The 26,914-nt window shown below is 56.2% G+C and carries 21 protein-coding genes; 13 read left to right on the top strand and 8 right to left on the bottom strand.

The window, feature by feature from the left end; genetic code table 11:
• Nucleotides 1–20 precede the first annotated feature (20 nt).
• Nucleotides 21–596 (bottom strand): Fe-S biogenesis protein NfuA, encoded by a 576-nt coding sequence (nfuA, locus tag ACO0U8_RS17195; RefSeq protein WP_056775453.1) that lies wholly within the window; start codon nucleotides 594–596, stop codon nucleotides 21–23.
• Nucleotides 597–699: 103 nt separating this feature from the next.
• Complete coding sequence (gene gntX / locus ACO0U8_RS17190; RefSeq protein WP_421671311.1) at nucleotides 700–1,383, bottom strand: DNA utilization protein GntX; 684 nt, start codon at nucleotides 1,381–1,383, stop codon at nucleotides 700–702.
• A gap of 46 nt (nucleotides 1,384–1,429) precedes the next feature.
• On the opposite strand from gntX, the gene bioH reads away from it, so the two are divergent.
• From bioH to ACO0U8_RS17135, 11 genes are all read left to right on the top strand, one after another.
• Nucleotides 1,430–2,200, top strand: coding sequence for a pimeloyl-ACP methyl ester esterase BioH (gene bioH, locus ACO0U8_RS17185; RefSeq protein ID WP_122097279.1), 771 nt, complete (start codon nucleotides 1,430–1,432; stop codon nucleotides 2,198–2,200).
• Nucleotides 2,201–2,432: 232 nt separating this feature from the next.
• A complete protein-coding gene (locus ACO0U8_RS17180; RefSeq protein ID WP_056775443.1) occupies nucleotides 2,433–2,702 on the top strand; it encodes a YdgH/BhsA/McbA-like domain containing protein in 270 nt (89 codons plus the stop codon).
• 308 nt (nucleotides 2,703–3,010) lie between these two features.
• Complete coding sequence (mdcA, locus tag ACO0U8_RS17175) at nucleotides 3,011–4,672, top strand: malonate decarboxylase subunit alpha (protein WP_056775441.1); 1,662 nt, start codon at nucleotides 3,011–3,013, stop codon at nucleotides 4,670–4,672.
• 5 nt (nucleotides 4,673–4,677) lie between these two features.
• Nucleotides 4,678–5,535, top strand: a complete 858-nt coding sequence (locus ACO0U8_RS17170; RefSeq protein ID WP_056777135.1) for a triphosphoribosyl-dephospho-CoA synthase — start codon at nucleotides 4,678–4,680, stop codon at nucleotides 5,533–5,535.
• A gap of 40 nt (nucleotides 5,536–5,575) precedes the next feature.
• Complete coding sequence (locus ACO0U8_RS17165; RefSeq protein ID WP_421671310.1) at nucleotides 5,576–5,878, top strand: malonate decarboxylase subunit delta; 303 nt, start codon at nucleotides 5,576–5,578, stop codon at nucleotides 5,876–5,878.
• Nucleotides 5,868–6,710: a biotin-independent malonate decarboxylase subunit beta gene (locus ACO0U8_RS17160; protein WP_122097282.1), complete on the top strand. Its 843-nt coding sequence runs from the start codon at nucleotides 5,868–5,870 to the stop codon at nucleotides 6,708–6,710. Before ACO0U8_RS17165 ends, ACO0U8_RS17160 begins: the two co-directional genes overlap by 11 nt.
• Nucleotides 6,707–7,522, top strand: a complete 816-nt coding sequence (mdcE, locus tag ACO0U8_RS17155) for a biotin-independent malonate decarboxylase subunit gamma (RefSeq protein ID WP_136376618.1) — start codon at nucleotides 6,707–6,709, stop codon at nucleotides 7,520–7,522. Before ACO0U8_RS17160 ends, mdcE begins: the two co-directional genes overlap by 4 nt.
• 189 nt (nucleotides 7,523–7,711) lie before the next feature.
• A complete protein-coding gene (locus ACO0U8_RS17150) occupies nucleotides 7,712–8,674 on the top strand; it encodes an AEC family transporter (RefSeq protein ID WP_056775431.1) in 963 nt (320 codons plus the stop codon).
• Between the two features lie 15 nt (nucleotides 8,675–8,689).
• Nucleotides 8,690–9,316 (top strand): malonate decarboxylase holo-ACP synthase, encoded by a 627-nt coding sequence (locus ACO0U8_RS17145; RefSeq protein ID WP_421671309.1) that lies wholly within the window; start codon nucleotides 8,690–8,692, stop codon nucleotides 9,314–9,316.
• A gap of 27 nt (nucleotides 9,317–9,343) precedes the next feature.
• On the top strand, nucleotides 9,344–10,279 hold the full coding sequence (mdcH, locus tag ACO0U8_RS17140) for a malonate decarboxylase subunit epsilon (RefSeq protein ID WP_421671308.1): 936 nt from the start codon (nucleotides 9,344–9,346) through the stop codon (nucleotides 10,277–10,279).
• 93 nt (nucleotides 10,280–10,372) lie between these two features.
• The gene (locus tag ACO0U8_RS17135; protein ID WP_217202647.1) at nucleotides 10,373–11,017 is read left to right on the top strand and encodes a hypothetical protein; all 645 of its coding nucleotides are present in this window, start codon (nucleotides 10,373–10,375) and stop codon (nucleotides 11,015–11,017) included.
• On the opposite strand, the gene ACO0U8_RS17130 is transcribed toward ACO0U8_RS17135, so the two are convergent.
• The 6 genes from ACO0U8_RS17130 to greB all read right to left on the bottom strand — a co-directional run bounded on the left by ACO0U8_RS17130 (nucleotide 10,997) and on the right by greB (nucleotide 18,179).
• Complete coding sequence (locus ACO0U8_RS17130; RefSeq protein ID WP_122097287.1) at nucleotides 10,997–11,917, bottom strand: LysR family transcriptional regulator; 921 nt, start codon at nucleotides 11,915–11,917, stop codon at nucleotides 10,997–10,999. The two genes, ACO0U8_RS17135 and ACO0U8_RS17130, sit on opposite strands and share 21 nt — an antisense overlap.
• Before the next feature lie 78 nt (nucleotides 11,918–11,995).
• Nucleotides 11,996–12,235 carry a FeoC-like transcriptional regulator gene (locus tag ACO0U8_RS17125; protein ID WP_122097288.1) on the bottom strand — a complete coding sequence of 80 codons (240 nt, stop codon included), beginning with the start codon at nucleotides 12,233–12,235 and terminating at the stop codon, nucleotides 11,996–11,998.
• A gap of 8 nt (nucleotides 12,236–12,243) precedes the next feature.
• Complete coding sequence (gene feoB, locus ACO0U8_RS17120; RefSeq protein ID WP_421671307.1) at nucleotides 12,244–14,562, bottom strand: Fe(2+) transporter permease subunit FeoB; 2,319 nt, start codon at nucleotides 14,560–14,562, stop codon at nucleotides 12,244–12,246.
• 65 nt (nucleotides 14,563–14,627) lie between these two features.
• Entirely contained in the window at nucleotides 14,628–14,852 is a 225-nt protein-coding gene (feoA, locus tag ACO0U8_RS17115) for a ferrous iron transporter A (protein ID WP_056775414.1), read from the bottom strand.
• A 398-nt stretch (nucleotides 14,853–15,250) separates the two neighbouring features.
• Nucleotides 15,251–17,584: a Tex family protein gene (locus ACO0U8_RS17110; protein WP_217202650.1), complete on the bottom strand. Its 2,334-nt coding sequence runs from the start codon at nucleotides 17,582–17,584 to the stop codon at nucleotides 15,251–15,253.
• A gap of 121 nt (nucleotides 17,585–17,705) precedes the next feature.
• On the bottom strand, nucleotides 17,706–18,179 hold the full coding sequence (gene greB, locus ACO0U8_RS17105) for a transcription elongation factor GreB (protein WP_056775408.1): 474 nt from the start codon (nucleotides 18,177–18,179) through the stop codon (nucleotides 17,706–17,708).
• Nucleotides 18,180–18,454: 275 nt separating this feature from the next.
• Between greB and ACO0U8_RS17100 the strand changes: the two genes are divergently transcribed.
• Nucleotides 18,455–24,457 carry an MG2 domain-containing protein gene (locus tag ACO0U8_RS17100; protein ID WP_421671306.1) on the top strand — a complete coding sequence of 2,001 codons (6,003 nt, stop codon included), beginning with the start codon at nucleotides 18,455–18,457 and terminating at the stop codon, nucleotides 24,455–24,457.
• Between the two features lie 75 nt (nucleotides 24,458–24,532).
• Nucleotides 24,533–26,902 (top strand): penicillin-binding protein 1C, encoded by a 2,370-nt coding sequence (gene pbpC, locus ACO0U8_RS17095; protein ID WP_421671305.1) that lies wholly within the window; start codon nucleotides 24,533–24,535, stop codon nucleotides 26,900–26,902.
• Nucleotides 26,903–26,914: the final 12 nt, after the last annotated feature.

Here is a 26,914-nt window from a genome sequence, read left to right as displayed (position 1 = left end):
TCTGGCTGATCAACGGAGGATCAGTAGAACGAGTGCTCGCCGCGCTGGTGTTCGGTCAGATCGCGAACGCCTTTCAGCTCTGGGAAGTTTTGCAGCAGTTCTTTCTCGATGCCGTCTTTCAGGGTGACATCAATCATTGAACAGCCGTTACAGCCGCCGCCGAATTGCAGGATAGCGATACCGTCGTCGGTGATTTCCATCAGGGAAACACGGCCGCCGTGGCTGGCTAACTGCGGGTTGATCTGTGACTGCAGCTGGTATTCAACACGTTCCATCAGCGGCGCATCATCAGACACTTTACGCATTTTCGCGTTCGGCGCTTTCAGCGTCAGCTGGGAACCAAGCTGGTCGGTAACGAAGTCGATCACCGCGTCCTGCAGATAAGGCGCGCTTAATTCATCGATGAAAGCAGACAGCTTTTCGAACTTCAGTTCGGTATCCGTCGCTTCAACCGCGTCGGGTGGGCAATAGGAGACACCGCACTCTGCGGTTGGCGTACCCGGATTGATCACGAATACGCGGATTTGGGTGCCTTCTTCCTGGTTTGCCAGCAGTTTGGCAAAGTGCTCTTGGGCAGCATCGGTAACAAGGATCATAACATTAGCTCAATAGTTGACTATTCCAGTTGGTTATAATACGCCCTTTGCATTTACCCGTCATCCCTCGTGTGACCAGTGTGTTAGCAGCCTGTGCTTAAACTTACAGCGTGCGGCAAATACAGCCAATTTGTAGCGAGGCAACTCCCTGTTTTTGCAGAATTTTACCGATCTCTTTCACCGTGCTGCCGGTGGTGACCACGTCGTCGATCAGCATCACGTGCTTATTTTTCAGGTTTTCATGGCAGCTAAATGCCTTGCGCAGATTCCACTTCCTTTCCCGCTCAGTCAGGCTTTGCTGCGGGGGCGTGCGCCGGTCGCGGCTGAGTGCTGCGGGGCGATAATCGCAGTGCAGCCAGCGCGCAAGCGGGCGGGCGAGCAGTTCACTTTGATTATACCCGCGTGAGAAATAACGCTTCTGATGCAGCGGTACGCTGAGCAGCACATCCGGTCGCGGCAGCCGGTTTTCACGCCAGCGCGCCTGCCAGCGCAATAAAAGCAGGCGTGCGAGGGCGGTATCCAGCTCAGGCTGTCTGGAGAATTTCAGCCGCAGCACCAGCCCGCTGACCGGCATCTCGTACGGACAGGCGAAGATCATCGCATCCCACGGCGGCGGTTTAAGCAGGCAGCGCCCGCAATCGATATGTCCGCCGGAGGAGGGCAATCCGCAACGCGGGCAGCAGGGCGGGGCGGCGGGCAACGTTTTCAGACACAGGCTGCATATTCCCTGTACCGCCAGATGCAGCGGACACTGGCATAGCCAACAGCGGCTGGCAATTGTTAGCATAGTGGCGGGTTCCTTTTGCCAATCAGACAGACACGGACAATACGCTATGAACACGCTTTACCGGGAAACAATCGGCGAAGGAGATCGCCATCTTGTGCTGCTTCACGGATGGGGGCTGAACGCCGAAGTGTGGCGTTACACCGCAGAGCGACTTGCGCCGCATTTTTGTCTGCATCTGATCGACCTGCCGGGCTATGGCCGCAGTGAGGGTTTCGGGGCAATGACGCTGGACGCGATGGCGGAAACGGTTCTGGAGGTCGCGCCGGAAAAAGCGTCTTGGCTCGGCTGGTCAATGGGCGGGCTGGTCGCCAGCCAGATTGCGCTGAGTGCGCCCGCGCGGGTGGAAAAACTGATCACCGTGGCGTCGTCACCGTGCTTTTCAGCGCATGAAGCGTGGCCGGGCATCCGCCCTGACGTATTACAGGGTTTTCAGCATCAGCTGAGTGAAGATTTTCAGCGCACGGTCGAGCGTTTTCTGGCGTTGCAAACCCTGGGCAGCGACAGCGCCCGGCAGGATGCGCGTCTGCTGAAATCCATTGTGCTGGGCCAGCCCATGCCTTCGGTCGACGTGCTGAACGGCGGGCTGGAGATCTTACGCAACGTCGATTTACGCCAGCCGATGGCTGCTCTGACCGCGCCTGTGCTGCGAATTTATGGCGCGCTCGACGGTCTGGTTCCGCGCAAAGTGGTGCCGCTGCTGGATGCGCTGTGGCCTGAGTCCCGCTCCGAAATCATTAATAAAGCGGCGCATGCCCCTTTTGTCTCTCACCCCGAGGTTTTTTGTTCACTCGTTGAAGACTTCCTGATGACAAAATGAAAGAGGATGTAAAAATATTTTTCAAATTTCTGGATAATTTCCAAAGGTGACCAATACTTAAGCCGATAATGACGGAGTGAGTGGCAAGCGTAAGTTGTTACGCCTGCCTGTTTGCGTCTCTGGGGAGTTTACTGGTGTTTAACCATGAAGGTCATGCCAGCGCATTCGCACCTGCCGTTTATATCCTGACTGCTTTCTTTGAAAACTATTCATCTAATTTAGAGGTAATGTCATGAAATCTAATAAAATTATCGTTGCGGCAATGCTGACCGGGTTATTCTCAATCAATGCAATGGCAGCTGAGATGATCAGCAAAGAAGACGCAAAGGATAAGGGTTACACCAGCCTGGGCGTGGTCACCACCAGCAACGAATACACCGCGCCAATGGATGCTAAAGAAGAGCTGTCCAAACTGGCTGATGAGAAAGGCGGCAAATATTATGTCGTGATCGCGGCACAAGAGAAAAAGAAAATCACCGCAACGGCTGAAGTCTTCAAATAATCCGTCCGTTCTGCACTACATTCCGGGGATGCCACTGTGCATCCCTTTTTATTTCCTGATATTTGTGCGCCATCCCCCTTTCTGAATTCCTCATTCCCCTGATTTATCGACGATATTTTTAATCATTACTCTGAGAGTAACGAAGTGTCAGAGCACTTTATTGATGGAAATGCCCCCGATTCCTACACTTAACCCGTTACCTAAACAGGTCAAATGTGATGCAACCGCCACTTGACTGAACTTCCCTCCGTTCTGCTCTTTCGTCACGCCGGGAAGGTTTCAGCAAGCTCAACCCAGGGAGGTTTGGCATGCCGCAACATCCGCAGACCACGAAAGCGTGGGACACCCGCCGCAATGAAAAACAACGGCGTCTCGACAGTGTCCGTGCCGTGGCAGAGGGTAAAGTGTTACCCACCGATAAAATTATTCCTATCCTCGAAGCGCTGATTGCCTCCGGCGACCGCGTAGTGATGGAAGGGAATAACCAGAAACAAGCTGATTTCCTTTCCCGCTCGCTGGCGCAGGTGAACCCTGAAAAACTGCATGATTTACATATGATCATGCCAAGCGTCAGCCGCGCCGAACATCTGGATCTTTTTGAACGCGGCATCGCCCGCAAACTCGATTTCGCTTTCTCCGGCCCGCAAAGCCTGCGCATCGCGCAGCTGCTGGAAGACGGTCAGATGGAAATCGGGTCGATTCACACCTATATCGAGCTCTATTCCCGCCTGTATGTCGATCTGGTGCCGAACATCGCGCTTATCGCCGCCTTCAAGGCTGACCGTAAAGGGAATCTCTACACCGGCGCGAGTACGGAAGATACGCCAGCGCTGGTCGAAGCCGCCGCCTTTAAAAACGGTATCGTGATTGCCCAGGTGAACGAACTGGTTGAAGAGGACTGCGATCTGCCACGCGTGGATATTCCGGGCGACTGGATTGATTTCGTGGTTGTCGCTGACAAGCCGTTCTTCATCGAACCGCTGTTCACCCGCGATCCGCGCCTGATTAAACCGGTTCACGTGCTGATGGCGATGATGGCCATCAAAGGCATCTACGCCAAACACAATGTGCAGTCGCTGAACCACGGTATCGGTTTTAACACCGCCGCCATCGAACTGCTGCTGCCGACCTACGGCGAACAGCTCGGCCTGCGCGGCAAAATCTGTAAACACTGGACGCTGAACCCGCATCCGACGCTGATCCCTGCCATTGAAAGCGGCTGGGTGGATACCGTTCACTGTTTCGGTGGCGAGCTGGGGATGGAAGAGTATATCCGCGCCCGTCCGGACGTGTTCTTCACCGGTTCCGACGGCTCCATGCGTTCTAACCGCGCGTTCTGCCAGATGGCTGGTCAGTACGCGGTAGACATGTTCATCGGTTCCACCTTGCAGGTTGATGGCCTGGCTAACTCCTCAACCGTGACCCGTGGACGTCTGGCCGGTTTCGGTGGCGCGCCAAACATGGGGCATGACCCGCATGGTCGTCGTCACGCCACGCCCGCCTGGCTGGATATGATTGAAGAGCCGGATCCCATGGCACGCGGTAAAAAACTGGTCGTACAGATGGTGGAAACCTTCCAGGCCGGTGGCAAACCGACGTTTGTAGAGAAACTCGAAGCGGTCGATGTGGGTAAAGAATCCGGTATGCCGCTGGCGCCGGTGATGATTTACGGCGACGACGTGACGCACGTGCTGACCGAAGAAGGCATCGCGTACCTCTATCGCGCCCGTTCTCTGGAAGAACGCCGTGCGATGGTCGCCGCCGTTGCCGGGATCACTGACATCGGTCTGGGCGTTGATGCTAAACGCGTCGCTGACCTGCGCCGTCAGGAACTGGTGGTCTTCCCGGAAGACATGGGCATCCGCCGCACCGACGCCACCCGTTCATTACTGGCGGCTGGCAGCGTGAGCGATCTGGTTGACTGGTCCGGCGGTTTGTACAACCCGCCCGCTAAATTTCGTAGCTGGTAATGACGATGCCGCAGACTTTAACGATTGGCGCTGTACTCACAGCACAAGAGCTGGCCGAAAGGCTGGCAGAAACGGCGACGCAGGCGCTGATCGACGAAGCGCGGCTTAGCCCGAAACCAGGGCTGGTAGACAGCCGGAGTTCCGGCGCACATCAGGATTTAACCCTTGATCTGATGGTGCGCTCGGCGCGCAGTCTGACGTCCACGTTCTATTTGCTGGCTTTACACAGCTGGCAGCGCCCGGCGGATATCGCCCTGCGTCAGGAAGTGGGCCGTCTGGGCCGTGCGGGAGAAGCGCTGATGATGGCGGAAACCGGCGGCGTGAACACGCACCGGGGTGCTATCTGGGCGATGGGGCTGCTGGTCAGCGCGATCGCCATGCAGCCGGAAGATCTCCAGCCGCTGCATATTGCGCAGCGCGCCGCGAAAATTGCGGCGTTGCCCGACGCATTCAGCCCGAAAAAATTCAGTAAAGGTGCGCACGCCGTGCAGCGTTATCAGGTGCCCGGTGCGCGTGAAGAGGCTCAGGGGGCATTCCCGCACATTCTCCATTGTGCGCTGCCGCAGCTCCATCACAGCCGGGCTCGCGGTGCCAGCGAAAGCGAAGCACAGGTCGATGCTTTACTGGCGGTCATGGCCCGGCTTTCCGATACCTGCGTGTTGTCACGCGGCGGATTACCGGCGCTGCACGCCATGCATCAGGGCGCGCAGGCCGTGCTCGATGCCGGCGGAATGAGAACGATGGCGGGCAAACAGTTATTACGCCATCTCGAGCACCGCATGCTGGCCGACAACACATCACCCGGTGGTGCCGCCGATTTACTGGCCGCGACGCTGTTTCTTGACCGCGTCAGCGTGGCCTGAACCGGATGCGCATTAACTAACATCAGTACAAAGAGGTGTTATGGAACGTTTTGAATTTAATTACCCGGCGACAAAACCGCTGGCAGGCCGCGCCGAAGCAGGCGTGGTAGGTTCCGGCGATTTAGAAGCGCTGTATGAACCAAAAACAGTCAATGAGCTGAACATTATCGTCACCACCTCGGTCGACGGCAGCCATACCTTATGGCAGAACTTTTTTGACCGTCTGAGCTCCCTGCGTGAATTACCGGCCGGGCGTCTCGACATCAATGATTTTGGCGCCACACCAGGGGTTGCCCGTCTGCGTATCGAACAGGTCTTTGAGGAGGCTGAACATGCAAACTGATGCTGATCAGAGCTTTATCGAGCTGAGTGCCCGTCAGCGCGCCCGCAAACTGCTGGACGCCGGGACTTTCCGTGAACTGCTTGGCCCGTTTGAACGCATTATGTCTCCGTGGCTGGAACCGCAGGGCATCGTTCCGCAGGCCGACGACGGCATGGTGGTCGCCAAAGGCCAGATTAACGGCCAGCCCGCCGTGGTTGTGGCGATTGAAGGCAGCTTCCAGGGCGGCAGCATGGGCGAAGTGTCTGGGGCCAAAATGGCCGCTGCGCTGGAAATGGCCGCAGAAGATAACCGCAACGGCATCCCGACGCAGGCGGTTCTGCTGCTCGAAACCGGCGGTGTGCGTTTGCAGGAAGCCAATCTGGGGCTGGCGGCGATCGCGGATATTCATGCCGCTATCGTCGATTTACGCCGCTACACGCCGGTGATTGGCGTGGTGGCCGGTACCGTCGGTTGCTTTGGCGGGATGTCGATTGCCGCTGCGCTGTGCAGTTATCTGATTGTCACCCGTGAAGCCCGTCTGGGTCTGAACGGCCCGCAGGTTATCGAACAGGAAGCCGGTATCGATGAATACGATTCCCGCGACCGTCCGTTTATCTGGAGCATGACCGGTGGCGAAGTGCGTTATCACAGCGGCTTTGTGGATGCGCTGGTGAAAGATTCCCTCGCACAGGTGAAATCAACCGTGCTGGACTTCATTAAAAAAGGCGTTCCGGCCACACACCGTTCTGATAATTATGATTATTACCTGCCAAAACTGACCGGTTTTGACACCGCGCAGCAGGCCAGCCGTGATGTGACGGAAGCCCTGTTTAACCGGGAGGATCGCGCATGAGCACTATCAACAGCAACGCAGCCAGCCGGGGTGATTACTGGTTCGCACAACTGACCAAAGACGCCACACCGGTCAGCGGTCTTTGCCCTTCGGTGAAAGCGGCTGACGGCAAAATGAATGACCAGACCGTGCGTTTCATCGCCGTGGTGCCGGACAAAAATAACCAGTATCCGCGTGCCGCTGGCGGCGAAGTCGGCCTGCTCGAAGGCTGGAATCTGGCAAAAGTGGTCAACGACGTGATTGACGCTGACGCTAACGCCAGCACTAAACGCGCCATCGTGGCGGTGATCGATGTGCCAAGTCAGGCGTATGGCCGCCGCGAAGAGGCGTTCGGCATTCATCAGGCGCTGGCCGGTGCCGCAGGCGCTTACGCCAAAGCACGACTGGCCGGGCATCCTGTCATCGGGCTGATTGTCGGCAAAGCCATGTCCGGTGCGTTTCTGGCGCACGGTTATCAGGCCAACAAACTGATCGCCTTTAAAAACAACGGCGTGATGATCCATGCGATGGGGAAAGAATCCGCCGCACGTATCACCTTACGCTCCGTGGAGGCGCTGGAAAAACTGGCCGCCACCATTCCACCGATGGCTTACGACATCGAAAACTACGCCACGCTGGGCCTGCTGTCGCAATTACTCGACATTGCAGACCCGGACAGCGCCACGCCTGACGATATCGCCCGTGTCGAAAACACGGTCTGGCAAAACATCCAGGACGCACGCAAAGAAGGCGTTAGCCTCAGCAACCGTCTGGGTGCGGAAAATCGCGCAAGTTCGCAGCGCGTTCGCCAGCAGATGCGCCAGGAATGGTAATTCATTCATAACTTTCAGTCTCAACCGGTAACGCACCTGCAAACAGCGTGACGCAGCCGCATTGCGGGTTCCCGCCCAGACATACCGTCCGGGCAGGAGCCTGCTGTTGTCTGCAACTGGACTGTCATACTAAAAAAACCATCGCACCGGCGCTGACTGAGCATTCATTTTTGTCTCAGGAATATCGCTATGACTTACGTAATATTGCACGCGCTTGCCCCTATTTTCGTCATCATGATCCTCGGTTTCTACGCCGGGAAAGCGAAAATGGTGGATAACCAGAATGTCTCTTTACTGAATATTTTCGTGATGGATTTTGCTTTACCCGCTGCGCTGTTTGCAGCGACCGTACAGACGCCGTGGTCAGGCATTGTTGAACAGTCACCGCTGATTCTGGTGCTGGTTCTGGCGATGTGGATCACCTACGCGGCGATTTATTTTATTTGCACCAAAGTCTTCAACAAGTCTCCGCAGGACGCTGCCGTTCTGACGCTGACCGTCGCACTGCCTAACTATGCGGCGCTCGGTTTGCCTATTCTGAGCAGCGTGATGGGCGATGCGCCGTCGACTTCACTGTCCGTTGCGGTATCTATCGCCTGCGGTTCGGTGCTGATGACGCCGTTCTGTCTGCTGATTCTCGAACGTGAAAAAGCCCGTCTGAGCGGCGAAAATCAGGGGTCTTCTCTGGCACTGCTGCCGGTTCTGATGTGGCGTTCAGTGAAAAAACCGATCGTCTGGGCACCGCTTCTGGGCGTGATCCTGTCAGCGATTGGCATTAAAATGCCGGAAATTTTCCTGGCATCGATTAAGCCGCTGGGTTTGTCAGCCACCGCCTCTGCGCTGTTCCTGACCGGTGTGATCCTGTCAGCCCGTAAACTGAAAATTAACGCGCCGGTGCTGTTGTCTTGTGTCGCCAAAAACCTGATCCAGCCGTTCATCGCCTGGGGTCTGGTACTGGCATTCGGCCTGAGCGGTCAGGTGGCGGTCACCGCTATTTTGATGATTGCACTGTCTGCCGGTTTCTTCGGTATCGTGTTCGGTAACCGTTTCGGGGTGCAGTCTCCGGATGCCGAAGCGTCACTGCTGATCAGTTCCGTATTATGTATCGTGACTTTGCCGCTGTTTATCTCACTGACAGCCGCACTTCACTAACAGAAAGGGGGAAATATGTGTGACCCGCGAGCCCATGATTTTGTCTGGATCAGCGACCGTTCTGCGCTGCAAAGCGACGACGTTTTACCCGCGTGGGTAAACACCGGCTGGCGCACGGCGCTGCCGCTGGTGGTGCGTCGCGATAAACGTGCTGACGGCGCAATCCCGGTGGGTATTCGCGGGCTGACCCGCATTCAGCGTGCCGCCGCCTGGATTGACCCGGCGGCGGTGGTGCGGGCAGTTACACCGGAATCACTGGTCAGCGACATCAACCTGTTACTGCATTCGCCGTTTGTGTCACAACAACCGGTGCAGGCGCTGATTACGTTGTGCAATCTGCAACTGCCTTTCCGGTGGGGGGTGACCGGCAGTTGTGCTTACGCGCTGGCCAGTGACCTCCCGGTCATGCATGCCGACAGCGATCTTGATTTACTGGTGCGCTGCGACGCACCGGTGGACGCTTCTCAATTTTCCGATTTTTACGACCAGCTTCAGCGGCTTCCCTGCCGCGCCGATGTTCAGATCACTACGCCGCAAGGGGGATTTGCCCTCAGCGAATGGCTGCGTGGCGGGGACATCATGCTGAAAACGGCGTCCGGCCCGTTGCTGGTGCGTGACCCGTGGCAACCGCCGGCAGAGTGATACCGGCCAAAAGAAGCAAGGAGCACGATGAAAATCTTATTTACCTTCCCCGGACAAGGGCCGCAGGTGCCGCACATGCTGCATCGTCTGCCGGATAATCCGCTTACCCATTCCCTGATCGCACAAGCCAGCCTCGCGCTGGGCGAAGATGTTCTGCTGCTCGATACCGCCGATGCGTTGCGTTCTACCCGCGCGGTACAACTGTGTTTACTGATTGCCGGTGTGGTGTGGGCGAAGCAATGTCAGGCCGAAGGCATTGAGGCAGATTTTTGCAGCGGGCTGTCGATTGGTGCATTTCCCGCCGCCGTGGTGGCAGGTGCGCTCGATTTCTCCGAAGCCGTCCGGCTGGTTGCGCTGCGCGGTGAGCTGATGCAGCAGGCTTATCCGCAGGGCTTTGGGCTTTCGGCCATCACCGGTCTGCGTCAGATGCAGGTTGAGGGGCTGGTGGCGCAGGTGAACAGCGCCACGTCGCCGGTATTTCTTGCCAATATCAACGCGGAAGACCAGCTGGTGATTGCGGGCAGCGACGCCGCCATGGCGCAGGTGATGCAGCTTGCCAAAGGGCTGGGCGCGCAGAAAACGTATCAGCTCGCGGTCAGCGTGCCGTCGCATTGTGCGTTGCTGGATGAGCCCGCGGCGAAGCTGGTGGAAGCGTTTAAACAAATGTCGATTTCCCGCCCGACCTGCGGTTATCTCAGCGGCACCACTGGCCGCGTTTACTGGCAGCCGGAGAAAATCGCCGACGATCTGGCGATGAACATGGCGCGCACCGTGAACTGGCGTGACGCCATGGTGGCGGCGTATCAGCGCGATGTGCGGCTGGCAATTGAAATGCCACCGGGCGCGGTGCTGACCGGCCTGACCCGCCGCGCAATGGAGCAGGGCGAAGCGCTCTCTTTATGCCAGTCCGGCCTGCAGGTTGCGGGACGTCTCGCAATGCGGTTACGGGAAAACGAACGCTGATTAAAGGCATGGTAGGTTGGTGATGAAAGGCGTTGGGCTGTTTGATTATTGCGCAGCGTGCTATTGTCCAACCACTCTGATTGAAGGGATATCATGCCAGTTTTAATTCGCGGGGATTCGCAAATGATCGTGCTCGAAAGATCGTACAGTCCGGCCACTCTGGCCAGAAGATTTGAAATCATTGATGAAATACGCTTCAACAATCTCGATATGTTGGTCATCTATGACGAGAAGATTCCGTTCATTGCCATTGCTGAAGCACAAACCCGAACCGATAACCGGGGTGAAAACCGACACCACGTAGTAGCAACGCTGGAACTTGCCCGCAGGGATAATAGCGATGAACTGCTCGAAGTCCGTCAGTTCTGGGAAGACGATCAGGCGTTTCAGGTAGAAGGCGTGGTGGTGAATGCCGGCATGCGCGATTACCGTTTAGCGACATTGTTGTATGAAACGCTGGTGGTCAAAAAACATCTCACCCTGATGAGTGATAACGATCATTACACCGGCGGTCGGGCGCTCTGGAAACGTCTTGCCCAAAATGCAGCGGGATTATTGGTTTTCATACTCGATACAGAAAAAGGGCAATTTTACCCTTATGACGGCTCGAAAATGCGTTATGACGGCGTGAGTATTCCGGAATCTGCTATCTGGAGTGAGCATCCGGATAAAACACACTGGCCGGTCGTTTTGATTGCACAAAACAGCGAGCGTCTTTCAGCGCTTTCTGCTCGCTAACGCATACATCCGGCTTTCGGCTGCGAGGGCGAGCAGGTTTGGATCGTGCTCGCGGCTGTGCGGGAAGACCAGCGAGATGGTCTGACGCATCTGGTAGGCTTCGGCCAGCGGCAGGAGTTTCACCGTATTTTCATACACACCTTTCATTCTGCCAGGAATGAGCGTGTACCCGACGCCCGCCTGCACCAGACTCAGCATCGAAAAAATATCATTCACCCGCGTGACGATGTCCGGCTCGAATCCGGCAACCTGAAACGCTTCCTGAAAGCCGTGATAAGTGGCGAACCCTTCCGCCAGTGAGACGAATTTTTCCTGCTTATAATCGCGTAAATCCGCCGTGCCTTCGCTCGCCAGTTCTGCACTGGCCGGGGCGGCGAGAAAAATATCATCCTGGAACAACGGCAGCTGATCGTAGCGCTGGGCATCAACGTTGGAATCGCTGGTCGAAATCAGGATGGCATCCAGCTGACCGTCTTCCAGTTTGTGCAGTAAATCATTGTTCGAACCCATCACCAGTTCCAGCTCAAGCTCCGGACGGCGCAGCTTCAGCCCCATGATCAGGCGGGGGATCGTTTCCAGTGTCAGGGAATATAGCGTGCCCAGTTTGAGACGTTTATCCCCAAATCCGGCGGCGCGTTGCGTGGCCTGAATGCCGTGTTCCATCTGTTCGATGACCTGCGTGGCGTGTTCCAGCAATGCTTCAGCGGCGGGCAGCGGCAGCAGGTTACGGCCTTTATGGATAAACAGCGGGCAGCGTAACCCCTCTTCGAGCGAATGCAGGGCGCGATGCACGCTGACGCTGCTCAGCCCGAGCTGTTCGGCGGCGCGGCTGATGTTTTGTTTTTCCATATAGGCGAGGAAAATTTCGAGTTTGCGAAAAGTGATTTCACTGTCGATCATGCAGGCTCCTGCGGCACGTTGGCGGCCGTTGCGACCTGTGATGATAGCCGCAACGCGGCTATTTAGGAAAAAATCGAATTACTGCGGGATTAACCGGTAGCTGACCGTCAGGCACTTTTTGCCTTCGGCGCAGCTTTTACAGCCGCCGGAAAGGCAGCTGTCGTCGGCGTCTATCGCCTCGGCTTTTTGCATGGCGACCAGCTTTTCGAGCATCGCCTGCACCAGCGGTTGCGGTGTGTTGAGTTGCCGGCTGAGCTGGCGGGCATCTGCCCGGCCAGCCAGTGCGAGGCTGTCACGTACCTGAATCAGACTGGCCATCGCGCCTCCTAATGGCAATCACTGCCGGTCGCCGGTGCACAGCAGGCCGCAGCTTGACGCGGTTGCAGGTGAACGCTGACGCGGCTGCGGGCTTTGCGCAGGGTGGTGAGCACCAGCGCGTTGAAGACGAGTACGATAAGGATGATGGTCGCACTGTGCGTCGGATGGCTGCTGAACGTGGCTGCCTGATAGAACAGTGTCGCCAGAGAATACGCCACGTTCAGCCCCCAGAAGATGGAGAACGTCATCCAGCTGCGGCTGGTTTCACGGGCGATAGCGCCCATCACCGATACGCAAGGCACGTACAGCAGCACGAAGATCAGATAGCTGTAGGCCGAAATCGCTGAGCCAAATTTGCTGCTCATCACGCCCATTGAACTGACGCCCATCTCGCCGTCGCCTTTACTGGCTTCGATCGGGTTGGAGAGCACGCTGATGCTGAAGGTGTCTTTCAGGCCCTGCCAGGTTTCGTTTACGGCACCGCGCAGTTCGTCGGGCAGGTTGAAACTGGCGGCGTCGAATTCTTCATTGGTGATGTGTTCGGCGGTGTAGAGCGTGTTCAGCGTACCGACCACCACCTCTTTCGCCATCGCACCGGTCACCAGCCCGACGGTTGCCTGCCAGTTGTCAGGGTGCACGCCCATCGGTGAGAGCACCGGTGTCAGCACTTTACTGACCGATGCCAGCGCGGAGTCATTGATGTTATTCACCGCCTTACCGCTGAAAGAGAAGCTGTTCAGCGCGCCGATGAAAATACTCGCAATCACAATCACTTTACCCGCACGCAGCACGAAACCTTTCAGACGCTGCCAGGTTTGCAGCAGCAGACTTTTCAGATGCGGAACGTGATACACCGGCAGCTCCATCACAAACGGCGAGGCTTCACCGCGCATGATGGTGTATTTCAGCAGCAGACCGGTCAGGATGGCGACCACAATCCCCAGCAGATACAGCGAGAAGACAATCGACGCGCCATCCTGGCCGAAGAACGCGGCGGAAAACACGGCGAAAATCGCCAGACGCGCGCCGCAGGACATAAACGGCGCCATCATGACGGTGATAAGGCGTTCACGCGGCGCATCCAGCGTACGGGCACCCATAATCGACGGCACGTTACAGCCGAAACCGACAATCAGCGGCACGAAAGATTTGCCAGGAAGACCGAGCGCCTGCATCAGTCTGTCCATCACGAAGGCCGCGCGGGCCATGTAACCGGAGTCTTCAAGGAAGGAAAGGAACAGATACATCATGCCGATTTGCGGCACCAGCGGCAGCACGGTGTTGATACCGCCACCGATCCCCTGTGCCAGGAAAATGGTCAGCCACTGCGGGAAGTGCAGGGTAAATCCGATCCACTGCATGCCCTGAATGAAAATCGCCGCTGAGCCGATATCGAAAATCGGTTGCAGCGCGCCGCCGATGTTGATCGCCAGAACGAACATCAGGTACATCACCAGCAGGAAAATCGGCACGCCGAGGAAACGGTTGAGGATCACGCGATCCAGCACCTGCGTCAGTTTATTCGGCGCGGTGAGATGCGAGTTACTGATGTCGGCACTCAGGGCGGCAATGCACTGGTAGCGCGCATCGGCGATAAGCAGCGCGGGGTCATCCAGTTGCTGCGCGGCGAGCCGGGCTTTCACTTCTGGCAGCCGCTGTTGCGCGTTACCCGCGTGACTCTGGCTGTAAATATCGCCTTCGAGAATTTGCAGCGCCAGCCAGCGACGCTGTTGCAGCGCCATTTCTGCCGGCATATCGCGGGCAAGCGCGTCCACTTCCTGTTGCAGAATGGGGTGGTAAACCACGCGCTCCATGGCGGTGGCGGGCGGCAGCTGGTCGATAGCTGCTTTCAGCTCTTTGATGCCTGATGCGCGTGTCGATACCAGCGCGATCACCGGGCAACCCAGACGCGCGGAGAGCGCCGGGATATCAATATGGATGTTCTGGATGTTGGCGATGTCGAGCATGTTCAGTGCGACGATGCAGGGAATGCCGAGTTCGAGCAGTTGCAGCGTCAGGTAGAGATTGCGCTCAAGGTTCGAGGCATCCACCACGTTAATCATCAGATCGGCGTCGCCGCTAAGAATGTAGTGGCAGGCAATTTGTTCGTCGAGCGAGGTTTGCTCGGAAATGGTAGTCAGGGAGTAGGTGCCCGGTAAATCCACCAGCGTGACTTTGTGTTCTCCGGTGGCGAACTGGCCTTCTTTGCGCTCGACGGTCACGCCAGCCCAGTTGCCCACGCGTTGGCGTGAACCGGTCAGCTGATTGAAAAGGGTCGTTTTACCTGAATTGGGATTACCAATCAGGCCAATGGTCAGTGCTTTCATACGTTCAGATCTACGTGTGAGAAAGGAGAAACGCGCAGGGGATCAGAGCGACCTGCGCAAAAAGGTCAGGCCAGCATTTCGAGTTTGAGCAGATCGAGATCTTTTCTGCGAACCACCAGACTGGTGCGGCGGGTTTCGATTTGTACCGGGTCGCCCATCGGTGCCACGCGGATGATGTTGAAGAATGACCCTGGCAGCATGCCGAGCGACAGCAGTTTCTGGCGGTAGGCCGGGCTGATTTCATGAGAAAAGCCGGTGATTTTGTAAGCACGTTTTGATTGAAGTTGCATAGTTCCTCGCGAAGCGTTCAGGCATGTTGGGGGCAGCGTGACAAATGCTACGCCGCGCTTCCGTGCCCGGTGATCCCACTTAGTTGCGAAATACTGCTCAGAAATTGTCCCTGGTGCAAAATGTCAGTCTGAAACCGACGGCGTACTGAATACGCAAAGTAGTACAAACGAAAATAGTTATCATAATTAGTACGCATGAAGAGACAAAAAGAAAAGAGGCGTGCCTCTTCACGGTTGTCCCTACCGCGTCGCTATCCTATGCCTGTGCAAAGGCCGATTTATTGATTTACCGCAGTGATTGATTCAATAGGAGAGACTTTAAAAAGTGTCGAAATAAAGTACATAAAAAAAGCCGCTAAAATTCAGCGGCTTTCGGTTGGCAGGAGAAAACGAAAAAATTAGCGTTTTTTGCCCAGTGCGGCGGCCAGCGCATCGGCCATCGCGTTATTGCCCGCCGGTGCCGCATTGCGGCCTGCCGGTTTGTTTTGTGCGGGACGTTTCTGCCCATCGCGCGGGGTGGCCGCAGCCGGTGCCGATGAACGGCGCGCCGGTGCTTCGCCCGGTTGCTCGTCCAGACGCATGGTCAGCGCAATACGCTTACGTTGCAGATCGACTTCCATCACTTTGACTTTCACGATATCGCCGGCTTTCACCACGGTGTGCGGATCTTCGACGAATTTGTTTGCCAGAGATGAAATGTGCACCAGACCGTCCTGATGAACGCCGATGTCCACGAATGCGCCGAAGTTGGTGACGTTGGTGACGGAGCCTTCGAGGATCATGCCCGGCATCAGGTCATTCATGGTTTCCACGCCATCGGCAAAGGTCGCTGTCTTGAACTCAGGACGCGGATCGTGCCCCGGTTTTTCCAGCTCTTTGATGATGTCGGTGACGGTTGGCACACCAAATTGTTCATCGGTGAATTCGCTGGCTTTCAGACCGCGCAGCGCATTGGAATCGCCCATCAGATCTTTCAGCGCCAGCTGTGTCGCGGCCAGAATACGTTCGACCACCGGATAGGTTTCCGGGTGAACCGTTGAGGCATCGAGCGGGTTGTCGCCGTGATTGATACGCAGGAAGCCCGCGCACTGTTCGAAGGCTTTCGGCCCCAGACGGCTGACTTTCAGCAGTTGTTCACGGTTACGGAACTGACCGTTCTCGTCGCGCCAGTTAACGATATTCTGCGCCATCATGCGGGTCAGGCCAGCCACGCGGGTCAGAAGCGGCACGGAGGCCGTGTTGAGATCCACACCCACGGCGTTCACGCAGTCTTCGACCACGGTATCGAGTTTTTTCGCCAGCTGTGACTGGCTGACGTCGTGCTGATACTGGCCGACACCGATAGATTTCGGGTCGATTTTCACAAGCTCTGCCAGCGGATCCTGTAAGCGCCGGGCGATAGACACCGCGCCGCGAATGGAAACGTCCAGATCCGGGAATTCCAGCGCGGCCAGTTCGGAGGCGGAATACACCGACGCACCGGCCTCACTGACAATCACTTTCTGCGCTTTTACCGCCGGGAACTGTTTTTGCAGCTCGAGGAAGAAACGTTCTGTTTCGCGGGACGCGGTACCGTTACCGATCGCCACCAGCTCAACATTATGTTTGATGCACAGCGCGGCAACCTGCTGCGCGGCTTTGGCCGCCTGTCCGGTATGGGGATAAACCGTGTCGATATCCACCAGTTTGCCGGTGTTATCCACAACGGCCACTTTGACACCGGTACGCAAGCCCGGATCGAGGCCCATGGTGGCGCGCATCCCGGCGGGTGCCGCCATCAGTAAATCGTGCATGTTGCGGGCAAAGACGTTAATTGCTTCATCTTCGGCGCGTTCGCGCACGGTGCCCATCAGTTCAGTTTCAAGGTGCAGCAGCACTTTGATGCGCCAGGTCCAGTTGACCACCGCACGGCGCCAGACGTCGGCAGGCGCGTTGTTCAGGCGCAGACCGAGATGATCGATGATCAGCTGTTCCGCGTAGCTCTCTTTCGGCGGCTCGTCGTGCTGCGGATCGGCATTCAGCGCCAGTTGCAGGATACCTTCGTTACGGCCACGGAACATCGCCAGCGCGCGGTGCGAAGGCACCTGAGAAATAGGTTCGTGGTGATCAAAATAGTCGCGGAATTTCGCGCCTTCCTGCTCTTTGCCTTCGACCATGCGGGAGGTCAGGTGAGCGTTTTTCCACAAATAATCGCGGACTTTCGCCAGCAGCCCTGCATCTTCGGCGAAGCGCTCCATCAGAATGTAACGCGCGCCATCGAGCGCCGCTTTGGTGTCGGCCACGCCTTTATCGGCATCGATAAATTTCGCGGCGGCGGCATCCGGCTCGTTTTGCGGTTCGTTCCACAACAATTCGGCCAGCGGTTCCAGACCGGCTTCGATCGCGATTTGCCCGCGCGTGCGGCGCTTGGGTTTGAACGGCAGGTAGAGATCTTCCAGCTCGGTTTTGCTCAGCGTGGTACGGATGGCTTTCGCCAAATCGTCGCTCAGCTTGCCCTGTTCTTCGATGGATTTGAGGATGGTCTGACGACGGTCTTCCAGCTCACGCAGATAGCCCAGACGGGAGTCCAACTGACGCAGTTGGGTATCATCCAACCCACCGGTGACTTCCTTACGATACCGCGCAATAAACGGCACGGTATTACCTTCATCCAGCAGACGCACCACGGAAGCAACCTGCTCCGGGCGAACCTGCAATTCACTTGCGATAATGCGGCTCAGTTGATCATTCATAGGTCTGGTATCAGTTTTTTCGTTAGTGAGTGACGTAAAAGCAGGGGCACAGTTATACGGTTTGAAGGCTGTAAATGCCAGCCATCAGGCCATTGCGCTGCGCGTTTTGAGAGTTAGCTGATCATTTCACGTAGTCAATGTCATTGACGTACCAGGTCGCATCGCCAACCGGTGTGGTGACCACCAGGCTGTCACCGACTTCCTTTTTCAGCAGCGCACGCGCCATCGGGGAGTCGATAGAAATATAGTCTTTGCGGCCAAAGATTTCGTCATAGCCAACGATGCGAAAACGCTTGATGTCGCCGTCGTCGTTTTCCACTTCTACCCATGCGCCAAAGAACACTTTGCCGTCCTGCTGCGGCGAGTAATCGACAATGCGCAGCTGTTCCATGCATTTGGTCAGATAGCGGATGCGGCGGTCGATCTCGCGCAGGCGCTTTTTGTTGTACTGGTAATCAGCATTTTCGCTGCGATCGCCGAGGCTTGCGGCCCAGGTGACTTTTTTAGTCACCTCAGGACGCTCTTCCCGCCACAGGAAATCCAGCTCTGTTTTGAGCTTGTCGTAGCCTTCGCGGGTAATCAGTTTGGTCTTCATGCTGGCTGTTGCCTTCCACGCGGTTAATTTTTCAAAAATTTCTGCGGCCATTGTTTCACACATTTGCATTGCTGGCAGTGCAGAAATTGGCCGAAAAATCTGCCGGACTGCTACGCTTTATGTGATGGCTTTTTAGTCGAATAATTATTATCCTTCGCCGCGATAGCGTGGGTTTATATTCTATTCACCGTTTACGCAATATTCTGAATTTTATAATAGTTTCATAAAAAATAACTTCTGGTTATGGGTCACAGGGATTAGGGGTACAGCTACAAATGGATTTACTCAAATTCTTACTTCGTCTGCCTTTTACATTGATAAAAGGCGTCCTCCGCGCGCTGGCCTTCATTTTGGGTCTGCTTGGGCGCGTCTTTAAACCTGTTGTCGGCAATATCGACTGGCGTGCGCCGGTCTGGTGGACGGCAATGTCCGGCGGGCTGAAGCGTGGTTTTGCACGCCTGGAAGGCGGGGTGGATAAACACCCGAAAGCCATCAGCCTGACGATTCTGGTATTGCTGTGCGCGGCAGGCGCGGGCGTTTATGGCTGGCACTGGTGGTTAAACCGTCCACAGCCGATTGAACCGGCACCGATGGTCTATCAGGAAACCAGCGTGCGGGTCAGTGGCCCGGAAGCGGTGAACTACGCCGCACAGAAACTGGTGCCGCAGCAGGTGTCGTTTTACTTCAAAAACTCCGCTGCACCGCTGACCGATGTTGGCAAAGTGGTCGAGAAAGGGATTTCCCTGAAACCCGCTGTGGAAGGCGAGTGGAAATGGCTGAGTGGCTACACGCTGGCATTCACGCCGAAAAAACCGCTGCCAATGGGCACCCGATATGAAGTGAATTTCACGCCTGACGTGTTACTCGCCCCGCAAATCAAACTGCCCGTGACGCGCTATGAATTCACTGCGCCGGCGTTTGATTATCAGCTTGGGGAAACTGAGTATTATCAGGACCCGCAGGATCCGCAAAAACGCAGTGCCATTTTCAACCTCAGATTTAATGCACCGGTGGATGTGGCCAGCTTTGAAAAGCAAATCGCGCTTGGCCTGACCGAAGGAAAAGCCAAAACCGAGTCAAAACTCAATTATTCCGTGGTCTACGACCAGAAAAAACTCAATGCGTGGGTGCATTCTGAACCGCTGAAATCACTTGATCACGGCGGCTCCGTGCGCGTCTCGATCGGTGAGGGCGTGAAAGCCTCGGTGGCATCGAACGCCACGACACAAGCCAGAAATGGTGTGGTTTCCGTGCCGACGCTTTACAGCCTGACGGTAAATGAAGCCAGCGCGCAGGTCGTGGATGCTGACGGGGCGAAAGGCCAGCGTGCACTGATTGTCGGTTTCAGCGATGCGGTCAAAGACAAAGACATTCGCCGCGCGGTGAAAGTCTGGCTGTTGCCGCAGCACGATCCGAATGAAACCGAAGCCGGTACCGGCCCGGACGACTACGCCAGCTGGGAAGTGCAAAGCATCGAAAATAACGTGCTGGCGCTGTCCACACCGCTGAATATTCAGCTCAATGACGCCGAAAGTGATTTTCAGCCGCAGTTCAGCTTCCGCTTTGATGCCCCTGCGCACCGCTCAATGCTGGTGGAAATTGATAACGTGCTGACCTCCTCCGGTGGCTACAAAATGCCGGAAAAAGTCTACCGTATCGTGCAAGTTCCTGATTATCCGAAATCTCTGCAATTTATGTCGCAGGGCTCGCTGCTGTCGGTCAACGGTGACAAGCAAATCAGCGTTGCGGCGCGTAACGTGCCGGGAATGCGTCTGGACATCAAACGGGTGATCCCAGGCCAGTTGCAGCACATCGTTTCCTTCAAAAGCCGTCAGTATTCCTCGGCAGAATTTAACCGTCTGAATGACGAGTATTTTACTGAGCACTTTAAATATCAGACGGCGGTAAATAACGATAAACCGGGTGAGGTGAATTATCAGGGCGTTGATCTCTCCCGCTACCTTTCGACCGATCCCAACTCGCACCGTGGCGTATTCCTGCTGACGCTGTCGGAATGGGATCCGAAGAAGAAAGAAGAAAAACCGGCCGCAGATGATGACGGCAACGTCTATCAGGAAGAAGAGAGCAGTGACGAACCCTCTGTGGGCGATTCCCGCTTTGTCGTTGTGACCGATCTGGGGATTATTGCCAAGCGTTCGCAGGATAAAACCCGCGATGTGTTTGTGCAGTCAATTCACAGCGGTACGCCGGTGGCGAACGCGAAAGTCTCGGTGATTGCGAAAAACGGCGTCACGCTGCTGACGCAAACCACCGGTGCCGACGGCCATGTGCGTTTCCCGGCGCTGGACGTTTACACCAGCGAGCGCCAGCCGGTGATGTTCCTGGCAGAGAAAGAGGGCGATGTCTCCTTCCTGCCTGCCGATCGCGATAACGATCGTGGCCTCGACTTCTCGCGTTTTGACATTGATGGCGAAATCACGCCGAACGATCCGCGCACGCTGAGCAGCTATCTGTTCTCCGATCGCGGTGTCTACCGTCCGGGCGATACGTTTAATATCGGCCTGATCACCCGCGCTGCTGACTGGAGTAACGGGCTGGCCGGTGTGCCGGTTCGCGCTGAGATCCATGATCCGCGCGATAAGCTGATGAGCACTGTACCGCTGACGCTCGGTGCCAGTGGTTTTAACGAACTCAGTTACACGACTGATGATAATTCGCCTACCGGCGAATGGAACGTCTATCTGTATCTGATCGGCAAAGACAATGAATCTTCTACGCTGCTGGGCCATACCTCCGTCAATGTGAAAGAGTTCGAGCCGGACCAGCTGAAGGTAAAACTCCAGCTGACGCCTGAGCGCAAGCAGGGCTGGGTGAAACCCTCGGAATTGCAGGCCAATATCGACGTGCAAAATTTGTTTGGCACACCGGCACAAGATCGCCGCGTGACCTCGAAACTGACGCTGCGCCCGATGTATCCGAGCTTTGATCAGTTCCCGGAATATGCCTTCTATGAGAACCGCCAGAACAGCGACGGTTTCGAAACAGAACTGGAAGACCGCACCACCGATGAAAAAGGCGCGGCGAACATTCCGCTGGACCTGAAATCCTATGCTGACGCGACCTACCAGTTGCAGTTGCTGTCCGAGGCGTTTGTGGCCGGTGGCGGGCGTTCGGTTTCCGCCACTGCACGGGTTTTAGTGTCGCCGTATGATTATCTGGTCGGCGTTAAACCGGACGGCGATCTGGGGTACATCAACCGCAGTGCGGTGCGTCATCTCAATGTGATTGCGGTTGATCCGACGCTGAAACAGATCGCGCTGCCTGCGCTGAAAGTTGCACTGATCGAACAGAAATACATTTCGGTGCTGACCAAACAGGATTCCGGCGTTTATAAATATCAGTCCAAAATGAAGGAAGTGCAGTTGTCGGAACAGCCGCTGTCACTCACCGCGCAGGGCAATGACCTGACGCTGGCGACGGACAAACCGGGTGATTTCGTGCTGGTGGTTGAAGACGCACAGGGCAACGTGCTGAACCGCATTGGCTATACCGTCGCCGGTAATGCCAACCTCAGCCGTTCGCTGGACAGAAATGCCGAACTGAAGCTGAAACTGAATCAGGGCGAATATCTGCCGGGCGAGGAAATCGAGGTGTCGGTTAACGCGCCGTATACCGGCAGTGGCCTTATCACCATCGAGAAAGATAAAGTCTACAGCTGGCAGTGGTTCCACACCGATACCACCAGTTCGGTGCAGAAAATCCGCGTCCCTGCGGGCATGGAAGGCAACGGCTATATCAACGTGCAGTTCGTACGCGATGTGAATTCCGACGAAATCTTCATGAGCCCGCTCAGCTACGGCGTAATGCCATTCAAAATCAGTACCAAAGCGCGGCAGAACTACCTCGAAGTTGACGCGCCTGAAGTGATCAAACCGGGCGAAAACCTGGCGATGACCGTGATGACAGACGGCCCGCAGCAGGTTGCGCTGTTTGCCGTCGATGAGGGGATTTTGCAGGTGGCGCGTTATCGCCTGAAAGATCCGCTGGAGTATTTCTTCCGTAAACGCGAGCTTGGCGTGGAAAGCTCGCAAATCCTCGACCTTATCCTGCCGGAGTTCAGCAAGCTGATGCAGCTGGCCGCCGCGCCGGGCGGGGACGCCGGTGAAGGGCTGGATCTGAACGTCAATCCGTTCAAACGTAAACGCGATAAGCCGGTGGCGTACTGGTCTGGCATTACCGAAGTAAATGGCGAGAAGCAGTTCGATTACCAGGTGCCGGATTACTTCAACGGTAAAATCCGCGTGATGGCAATTTCAGTCACGCCGGACAAAATCGGTAAAGCGCAAACGTCCGCAACGGTGCGCGACAACTTCATCATGACGCCGAATGTGCCGTCGATGGTAGCGCCGGGCGATGAGTTTGACGTTAGTGTCGGGGTCAGCAATAACCTCGAAGGTCTGAACGGAAAAAGCATTCCGGTGGCGATCCACCTGACCGTGCTGCCACAACTGGAAGTGGTCGGTAAAGCCGATCAGAACCTGTCGCTGGCCGAAAAACGCGAAGGCGTAATCAACTTCCGTCTGCGCGCCAAAGCCCTGCCGGGCGATGCGCCGCTGGTGTTTGACGCTACGTATGCTGATAAAACCAGCCGCCGTACCATCAGCACGTCGGTGCGACCGGCGATGCCGTTCCGCACGCAGTCGGTGATGGGACGCATGAGCGGAAGCAGCCAGAACGTCGATAACCTGCGTCAGATGTTTGATGCATATTCGGTGCGCAAAGCGGCAGTTTCCAACTCGCCACTGGTGCTGACCAACGGGTTGTCGCAGTATCTGGCGGATTATCCGTACTACTGTTCGGAGCAGATTGTCAGCCGTTCGGTTCCGATGATCCTTGAAGGGCTGCATCCGGAAATGAAAGGCAGTCTGAGTCAGGCTGAAACCAGTAAGAAATTGAAAGACATGCTGGCGATCCTGCGTTCACGTCAGAACGACAGCGGCGCGATAGGTCTGTGGCGTTCGTCGCCGGAAACCGATCCGTTCGTCACGCCTTATGTGGTGCAGTATTTGCTGGAAGCCAAAGCCGCAGGCGTGGCGCTGCCAGCCGGCATGCTGGAAGAGGCCAACGGCGCATTACGTGTATTGGCGGCGAATCAGAATGATGATTTGTACAACTTACGTCTGCGCGCATGGGCGGTGTATCTGCTGACGCGTCAGGGTGAAATCACCACCAGTTCGCTGGCCTCGGTGCAGGACACACTGCAACAGCGTTATCCGGACACCTGGAAAACCGATCTCAGCGCGCTGTATCTGGCGTCGTCTTATCGCATGCTGAAGATGGATGATGAAGCCAATACGCTGTTGCAGCCGACATGGAAGCAACTGAGCAAGGCGTATGACAAAGCCTGGTGGACGCAGAGTTACTTTGACCCACTGGTGCAGGACGCAACGCGGCTGTATCTGATCACCCGTCACTTCCCGGAAAAAGTGTCAGCCATTCCGCCGCAGGTGCTGGAAAACATGGTCAAATCGCTGAAAGAGGAACGTTACACCACCTATTCTTCGGCGATGAGCATTCTGGCGCTGGAGAGCTATTCCTCACAGGTGGCAGCCCAGGTAACGGCACCGGATGCGCTGAAAATCACGCAGATCAGCAAAAGAAATAATGTTGAACCGCAGCTGATTTCCAGCGTTCAGGGGCTGTTTGCGAAAGCGAATTTCACTGCTGATGCGAAAGCATTGCGTGTGGAAAACGGTAACGATGCGCCAGCCTGGTATGTGGTGACGCAGGCCGGTTACGACCTGTCCGCGCCGAAGAAAGCGATTTCGCGCGGTCTGGAAATCACCCGCGATTACACGGATGAAAAAGGCAATGCGGTCACGCAGGTCACGCTGGGGCAGAAGATCAACGTGCATCTGAAAGTCCGTGCCAATTCAGAAGAGGGTCAAAGCAATCTGGCGATTGTTGATTTGCTGCCGGGCGGCTTCGAAGTGGTTCAGCAAACGCCACCGGAACCGGAATCTGACAGCAGCGACGAGAACAGCGACGCGGAAGCGTCAGCTTCCTGGCAGTCACCGCTGGCGGCATCGGGTTCAACGTGGGCGCCGGACTACAGCGATATTCGTGAAGATCGCGTGGTGATTTACGGCAGCGCAAGCACCGATGTACAGGAGTTTGTGTATCAGATCAAAGCCACCAATACCGGCAGCTTTGTGATCCCGCCAGCGTATGGCGAGGCGATGTACGACCGCGAAGTTCAGGCGCTCTCCGTCAGTGATAAAAAACTGGTGGTTGTGCCTGCTGCTGACAACAAATAACAGAGGGTGCCAGGCACTGTCTGAAGACTACGCCCCGCCATTCACGGCGGGGCGTAACCTTTCCCAGGTAGCAAGATGATCACCATTCCCACATTCTTCCGCACAGCAAAACGTCTGCTGCAAAATATTCTGATGGGCGTCTTTTTACTGGCGCTGATCGTGCTTGTCTGCCGTCTGTGGCCGCATCCGCCGCTTTCGCAGGGGCAACCTTTCTCAACCGTCTATTACGATCGCCAGGGCACGCTGATGCGCATCACGCTTGCCAATGATGACCGCTATCGTTTGTGGACGCCGCTCGGACAGGTTTCTCCGCTGGCCATTAACGGTTTGCTGTTGCACGAAGACCGCTGGTTTTACGTTAACCCCGGTTTCAACCCGGTCAGCCTGCTGCGTGGATTCTGGCGCAGTTATGTGGCGGGCGGCAAAATGCAGGGCGGCTCGACCATCACCATGCAACTGGCGCGTATGCACTGGCATCTCAATACCCGCACGCCGTCCGGCAAAATCATGCAGGTTTTACGTGCGGTTCAGCTGGAGCTGAGTTATTCCAAACACGACATCCTCGAAGCCTATCTGAACTACGCGCCCTACGGGCGCAACATTGAGAGCATCGGCGCCGCCAGTCTGATTTATTTCAATAAGGCCCCCAAAGATCTGACATTACCTGAAGCCCTGACGCTGGCTGTTTTACCGCAATCACCGAGTTTTCGTATTGATGCCAATACCGGCGTACTGGGGGCGGCGCTGACGCAGGCACGCAACCGGCTGTTTGAGCGCTGGCAGGCACATTACGTCACAGATTCCAGCCAGATTTCACTGTTCAGATTGCCGCTGGCGCTGCGCCAGCCGGAGCGGATGCCCTACATCGCGCCACATTTTATCGAACAGCTCAGGCTGCAAAACCGGCAACTGATCCAGACCAATACCCGCATCGACACGACGCTGGACGCGGGCCTGCAGCGGCTGGTTGAGCGTCAGGTAAACGCATTTATCACCCGTAACCAAAGTCGCGGTATCCAGAATGCCGCCGTGCTGCTGGTCGATAGCCGCGATATGGGGGTGCGGGCGCTGATGGGATCGGCGGATTACTACAACCGCAGTATTCAGGGGCAGGTGAACGGCACTAACGCCAAACGCTCGCCGGGATCGGCGCTCAAACCCTTTATTTACGCGCTGGGCATGGAGCAGGGCGTGTTGCATCCGATGACTATCCTGAAGGATGTGCCGTCAGCCTTCGGTGCTTATGCGCCGGAGAACTTCGACCGCCGCTTTCTGGGGCCAGTGACGGCCACGGATGCCCTGAACTTCAGCCGCAATATTCCTGCCGTGTATGTTGCGTCGCAGCTTCGCCAGCCGTCGTTTTATCAGTTTCTGCGTCTTTCCGGCGTTGCCAATATGTCCAGCGAAAATCACTATGGCCTGTCGCTGGTGCTGGGCGGCGGGGAAGTGACGATGCAGGAACTGGCAAAGTTGTATGCCCTGCTGGCGAACCGCGGCGTGCTGCAACCGCTGAGGATGCAAAAGAGTGATCCACAAACGGCCACGCCGGTACGGTTACTGAGTGAAGAAGCCAGTTTTATGACGCTGGACATGTTGCGTCAGCACCGCCGCCCTGGCGATACGCTGGCCCAGCAGCCCTCCGCGCTGCCCGTGTACTGGAAAACCGGCACCTCATGGGGATTTCGTGACGCCTGGAGCGTCGGGATTTTCGGTCCTTACGTGCTGGTGGTATGGGAGGGGAATTTCGACAGTAAAGGCAATAATGTGTTTGTCGGCGCAGAGGCCGCAGCGCCGCTGTTCTTCAATATTATCGACAGCATCAATGCCAGCTATCCGGCATTGCAGGAGCCGAAGCGTGCATTCCCTAAACACCTGAAACGGGTGGATATCTGCCTGGCCAGCGGTGATTTACCGACACCCTGGTGCCAGCAAAAGGGCAAAACCTGGTTTATTCCCGGTAAATCACCAATTAAAGTCGATACCGTCTATCGCCCGGTGCGTCTTGATAAACTGACTGGTGATGTGGCGTGTCCGCCCTTTGATGAGGACGAAACCCGTACAGAAGTGTTTGAGTTCTGGCCGTCGGACCTGGCTAACGTGTTTGCGCAAGCCGGTTTACCTAAGCGCAAACCGCCGGTGAGTCACTGCAAAGATAACGGCGTGGACGTCAGTGGTAACCCGCCACGTATTACCTCGCCGCTTAAAAACACGACGTATACCTTGCGGCAATCCCAGCAGGGGCGCGACCGGATTTCGTTCAACGCGGTCACTGACGCGGACAGTAAAACGGTCTACTGGTTTGTCGATGATATCTATCTCGGCAGCTCCGCAAGCAAATCCGCCATTAACTGGCAGCCTATCAATAACGGGCAGTACCGCATCCGCGCCGTAGACGATCGCGGACGCGCGGACAGCCGGTTGGTGAGTATTGAGATTGTGAATTAGTGGTGAAATTCG

The sequence above is a fragment of the Rahnella sp. EDr1-12 genome (assembly GCF_049206505.1).
GTDB lineage: Bacteria > Pseudomonadota > Gammaproteobacteria > Enterobacterales > Enterobacteriaceae > Rahnella > Rahnella rivi.
This window is presented reverse-complemented; position numbering and strand designations above follow the sequence as displayed.

What these genes read in the sequence shown, in the direction of transcription:
- ACO0U8_RS17130 (WP_122097287.1), bottom strand. Translation starts at nt 11,917, where the DNA reads ATGATCGACAGTGAAATCACTTTTCGCAAACTCGAAATTTTCCTCGCC.
- mdcA (WP_056775441.1), top strand. Translation starts at nt 3,011, where the DNA reads ATGCCGCAACATCCGCAGACCACGAAAGCGTGGGACACCCGCCGCAAT.
- pbpC (WP_421671305.1), top strand. Translation starts at nt 24,533, where the DNA reads ATGATCACCATTCCCACATTCTTCCGCACAGCAAAACGTCTGCTGCAA.
- ACO0U8_RS17100 (WP_421671306.1), top strand. Translation starts at nt 18,455, where the DNA reads ATGGATTTACTCAAATTCTTACTTCGTCTGCCTTTTACATTGATAAAA.
- feoB (WP_421671307.1), bottom strand. Translation starts at nt 14,562, where the DNA reads ATGAAAGCACTGACCATTGGCCTGATTGGTAATCCCAATTCAGGTAAA.
- greB (WP_056775408.1), bottom strand. Translation starts at nt 18,179, where the DNA reads ATGAAGACCAAACTGATTACCCGCGAAGGCTACGACAAGCTCAAAACA.
- mdcE (WP_136376618.1), top strand. Translation starts at nt 6,707, where the DNA reads ATGAGCACTATCAACAGCAACGCAGCCAGCCGGGGTGATTACTGGTTC.
- ACO0U8_RS17165 (WP_421671310.1), top strand. Translation starts at nt 5,576, where the DNA reads ATGGAACGTTTTGAATTTAATTACCCGGCGACAAAACCGCTGGCAGGC.
- ACO0U8_RS17170 (WP_056777135.1), top strand. Translation starts at nt 4,678, where the DNA reads ATGCCGCAGACTTTAACGATTGGCGCTGTACTCACAGCACAAGAGCTG.
- gntX (WP_421671311.1), bottom strand. Translation starts at nt 1,383, where the DNA reads ATGCTAACAATTGCCAGCCGCTGTTGGCTATGCCAGTGTCCGCTGCAT.
- mdcH (WP_421671308.1), top strand. Translation starts at nt 9,344, where the DNA reads ATGAAAATCTTATTTACCTTCCCCGGACAAGGGCCGCAGGTGCCGCAC.
- ACO0U8_RS17110 (WP_217202650.1), bottom strand. Translation starts at nt 17,584, where the DNA reads ATGAATGATCAACTGAGCCGCATTATCGCAAGTGAATTGCAGGTTCGC.
- ACO0U8_RS17135 (WP_217202647.1), top strand. Translation starts at nt 10,373, where the DNA reads ATGCCAGTTTTAATTCGCGGGGATTCGCAAATGATCGTGCTCGAAAGA.
- ACO0U8_RS17125 (WP_122097288.1), bottom strand. Translation starts at nt 12,235, where the DNA reads ATGGCCAGTCTGATTCAGGTACGTGACAGCCTCGCACTGGCTGGCCGG.
- ACO0U8_RS17180 (WP_056775443.1), top strand. Translation starts at nt 2,433, where the DNA reads ATGAAATCTAATAAAATTATCGTTGCGGCAATGCTGACCGGGTTATTC.
- ACO0U8_RS17160 (WP_122097282.1), top strand. Translation starts at nt 5,868, where the DNA reads ATGCAAACTGATGCTGATCAGAGCTTTATCGAGCTGAGTGCCCGTCAG.
- bioH (WP_122097279.1), top strand. Translation starts at nt 1,430, where the DNA reads ATGAACACGCTTTACCGGGAAACAATCGGCGAAGGAGATCGCCATCTT.
- feoA (WP_056775414.1), bottom strand. Translation starts at nt 14,852, where the DNA reads ATGCAACTTCAATCAAAACGTGCTTACAAAATCACCGGCTTTTCTCAT.
- ACO0U8_RS17145 (WP_421671309.1), top strand. Translation starts at nt 8,690, where the DNA reads ATGTGTGACCCGCGAGCCCATGATTTTGTCTGGATCAGCGACCGTTCT.
- nfuA (WP_056775453.1), bottom strand. Translation starts at nt 596, where the DNA reads ATGATCCTTGTTACCGATGCTGCCCAAGAGCACTTTGCCAAACTGCTG.
- ACO0U8_RS17150 (WP_056775431.1), top strand. Translation starts at nt 7,712, where the DNA reads ATGACTTACGTAATATTGCACGCGCTTGCCCCTATTTTCGTCATCATG.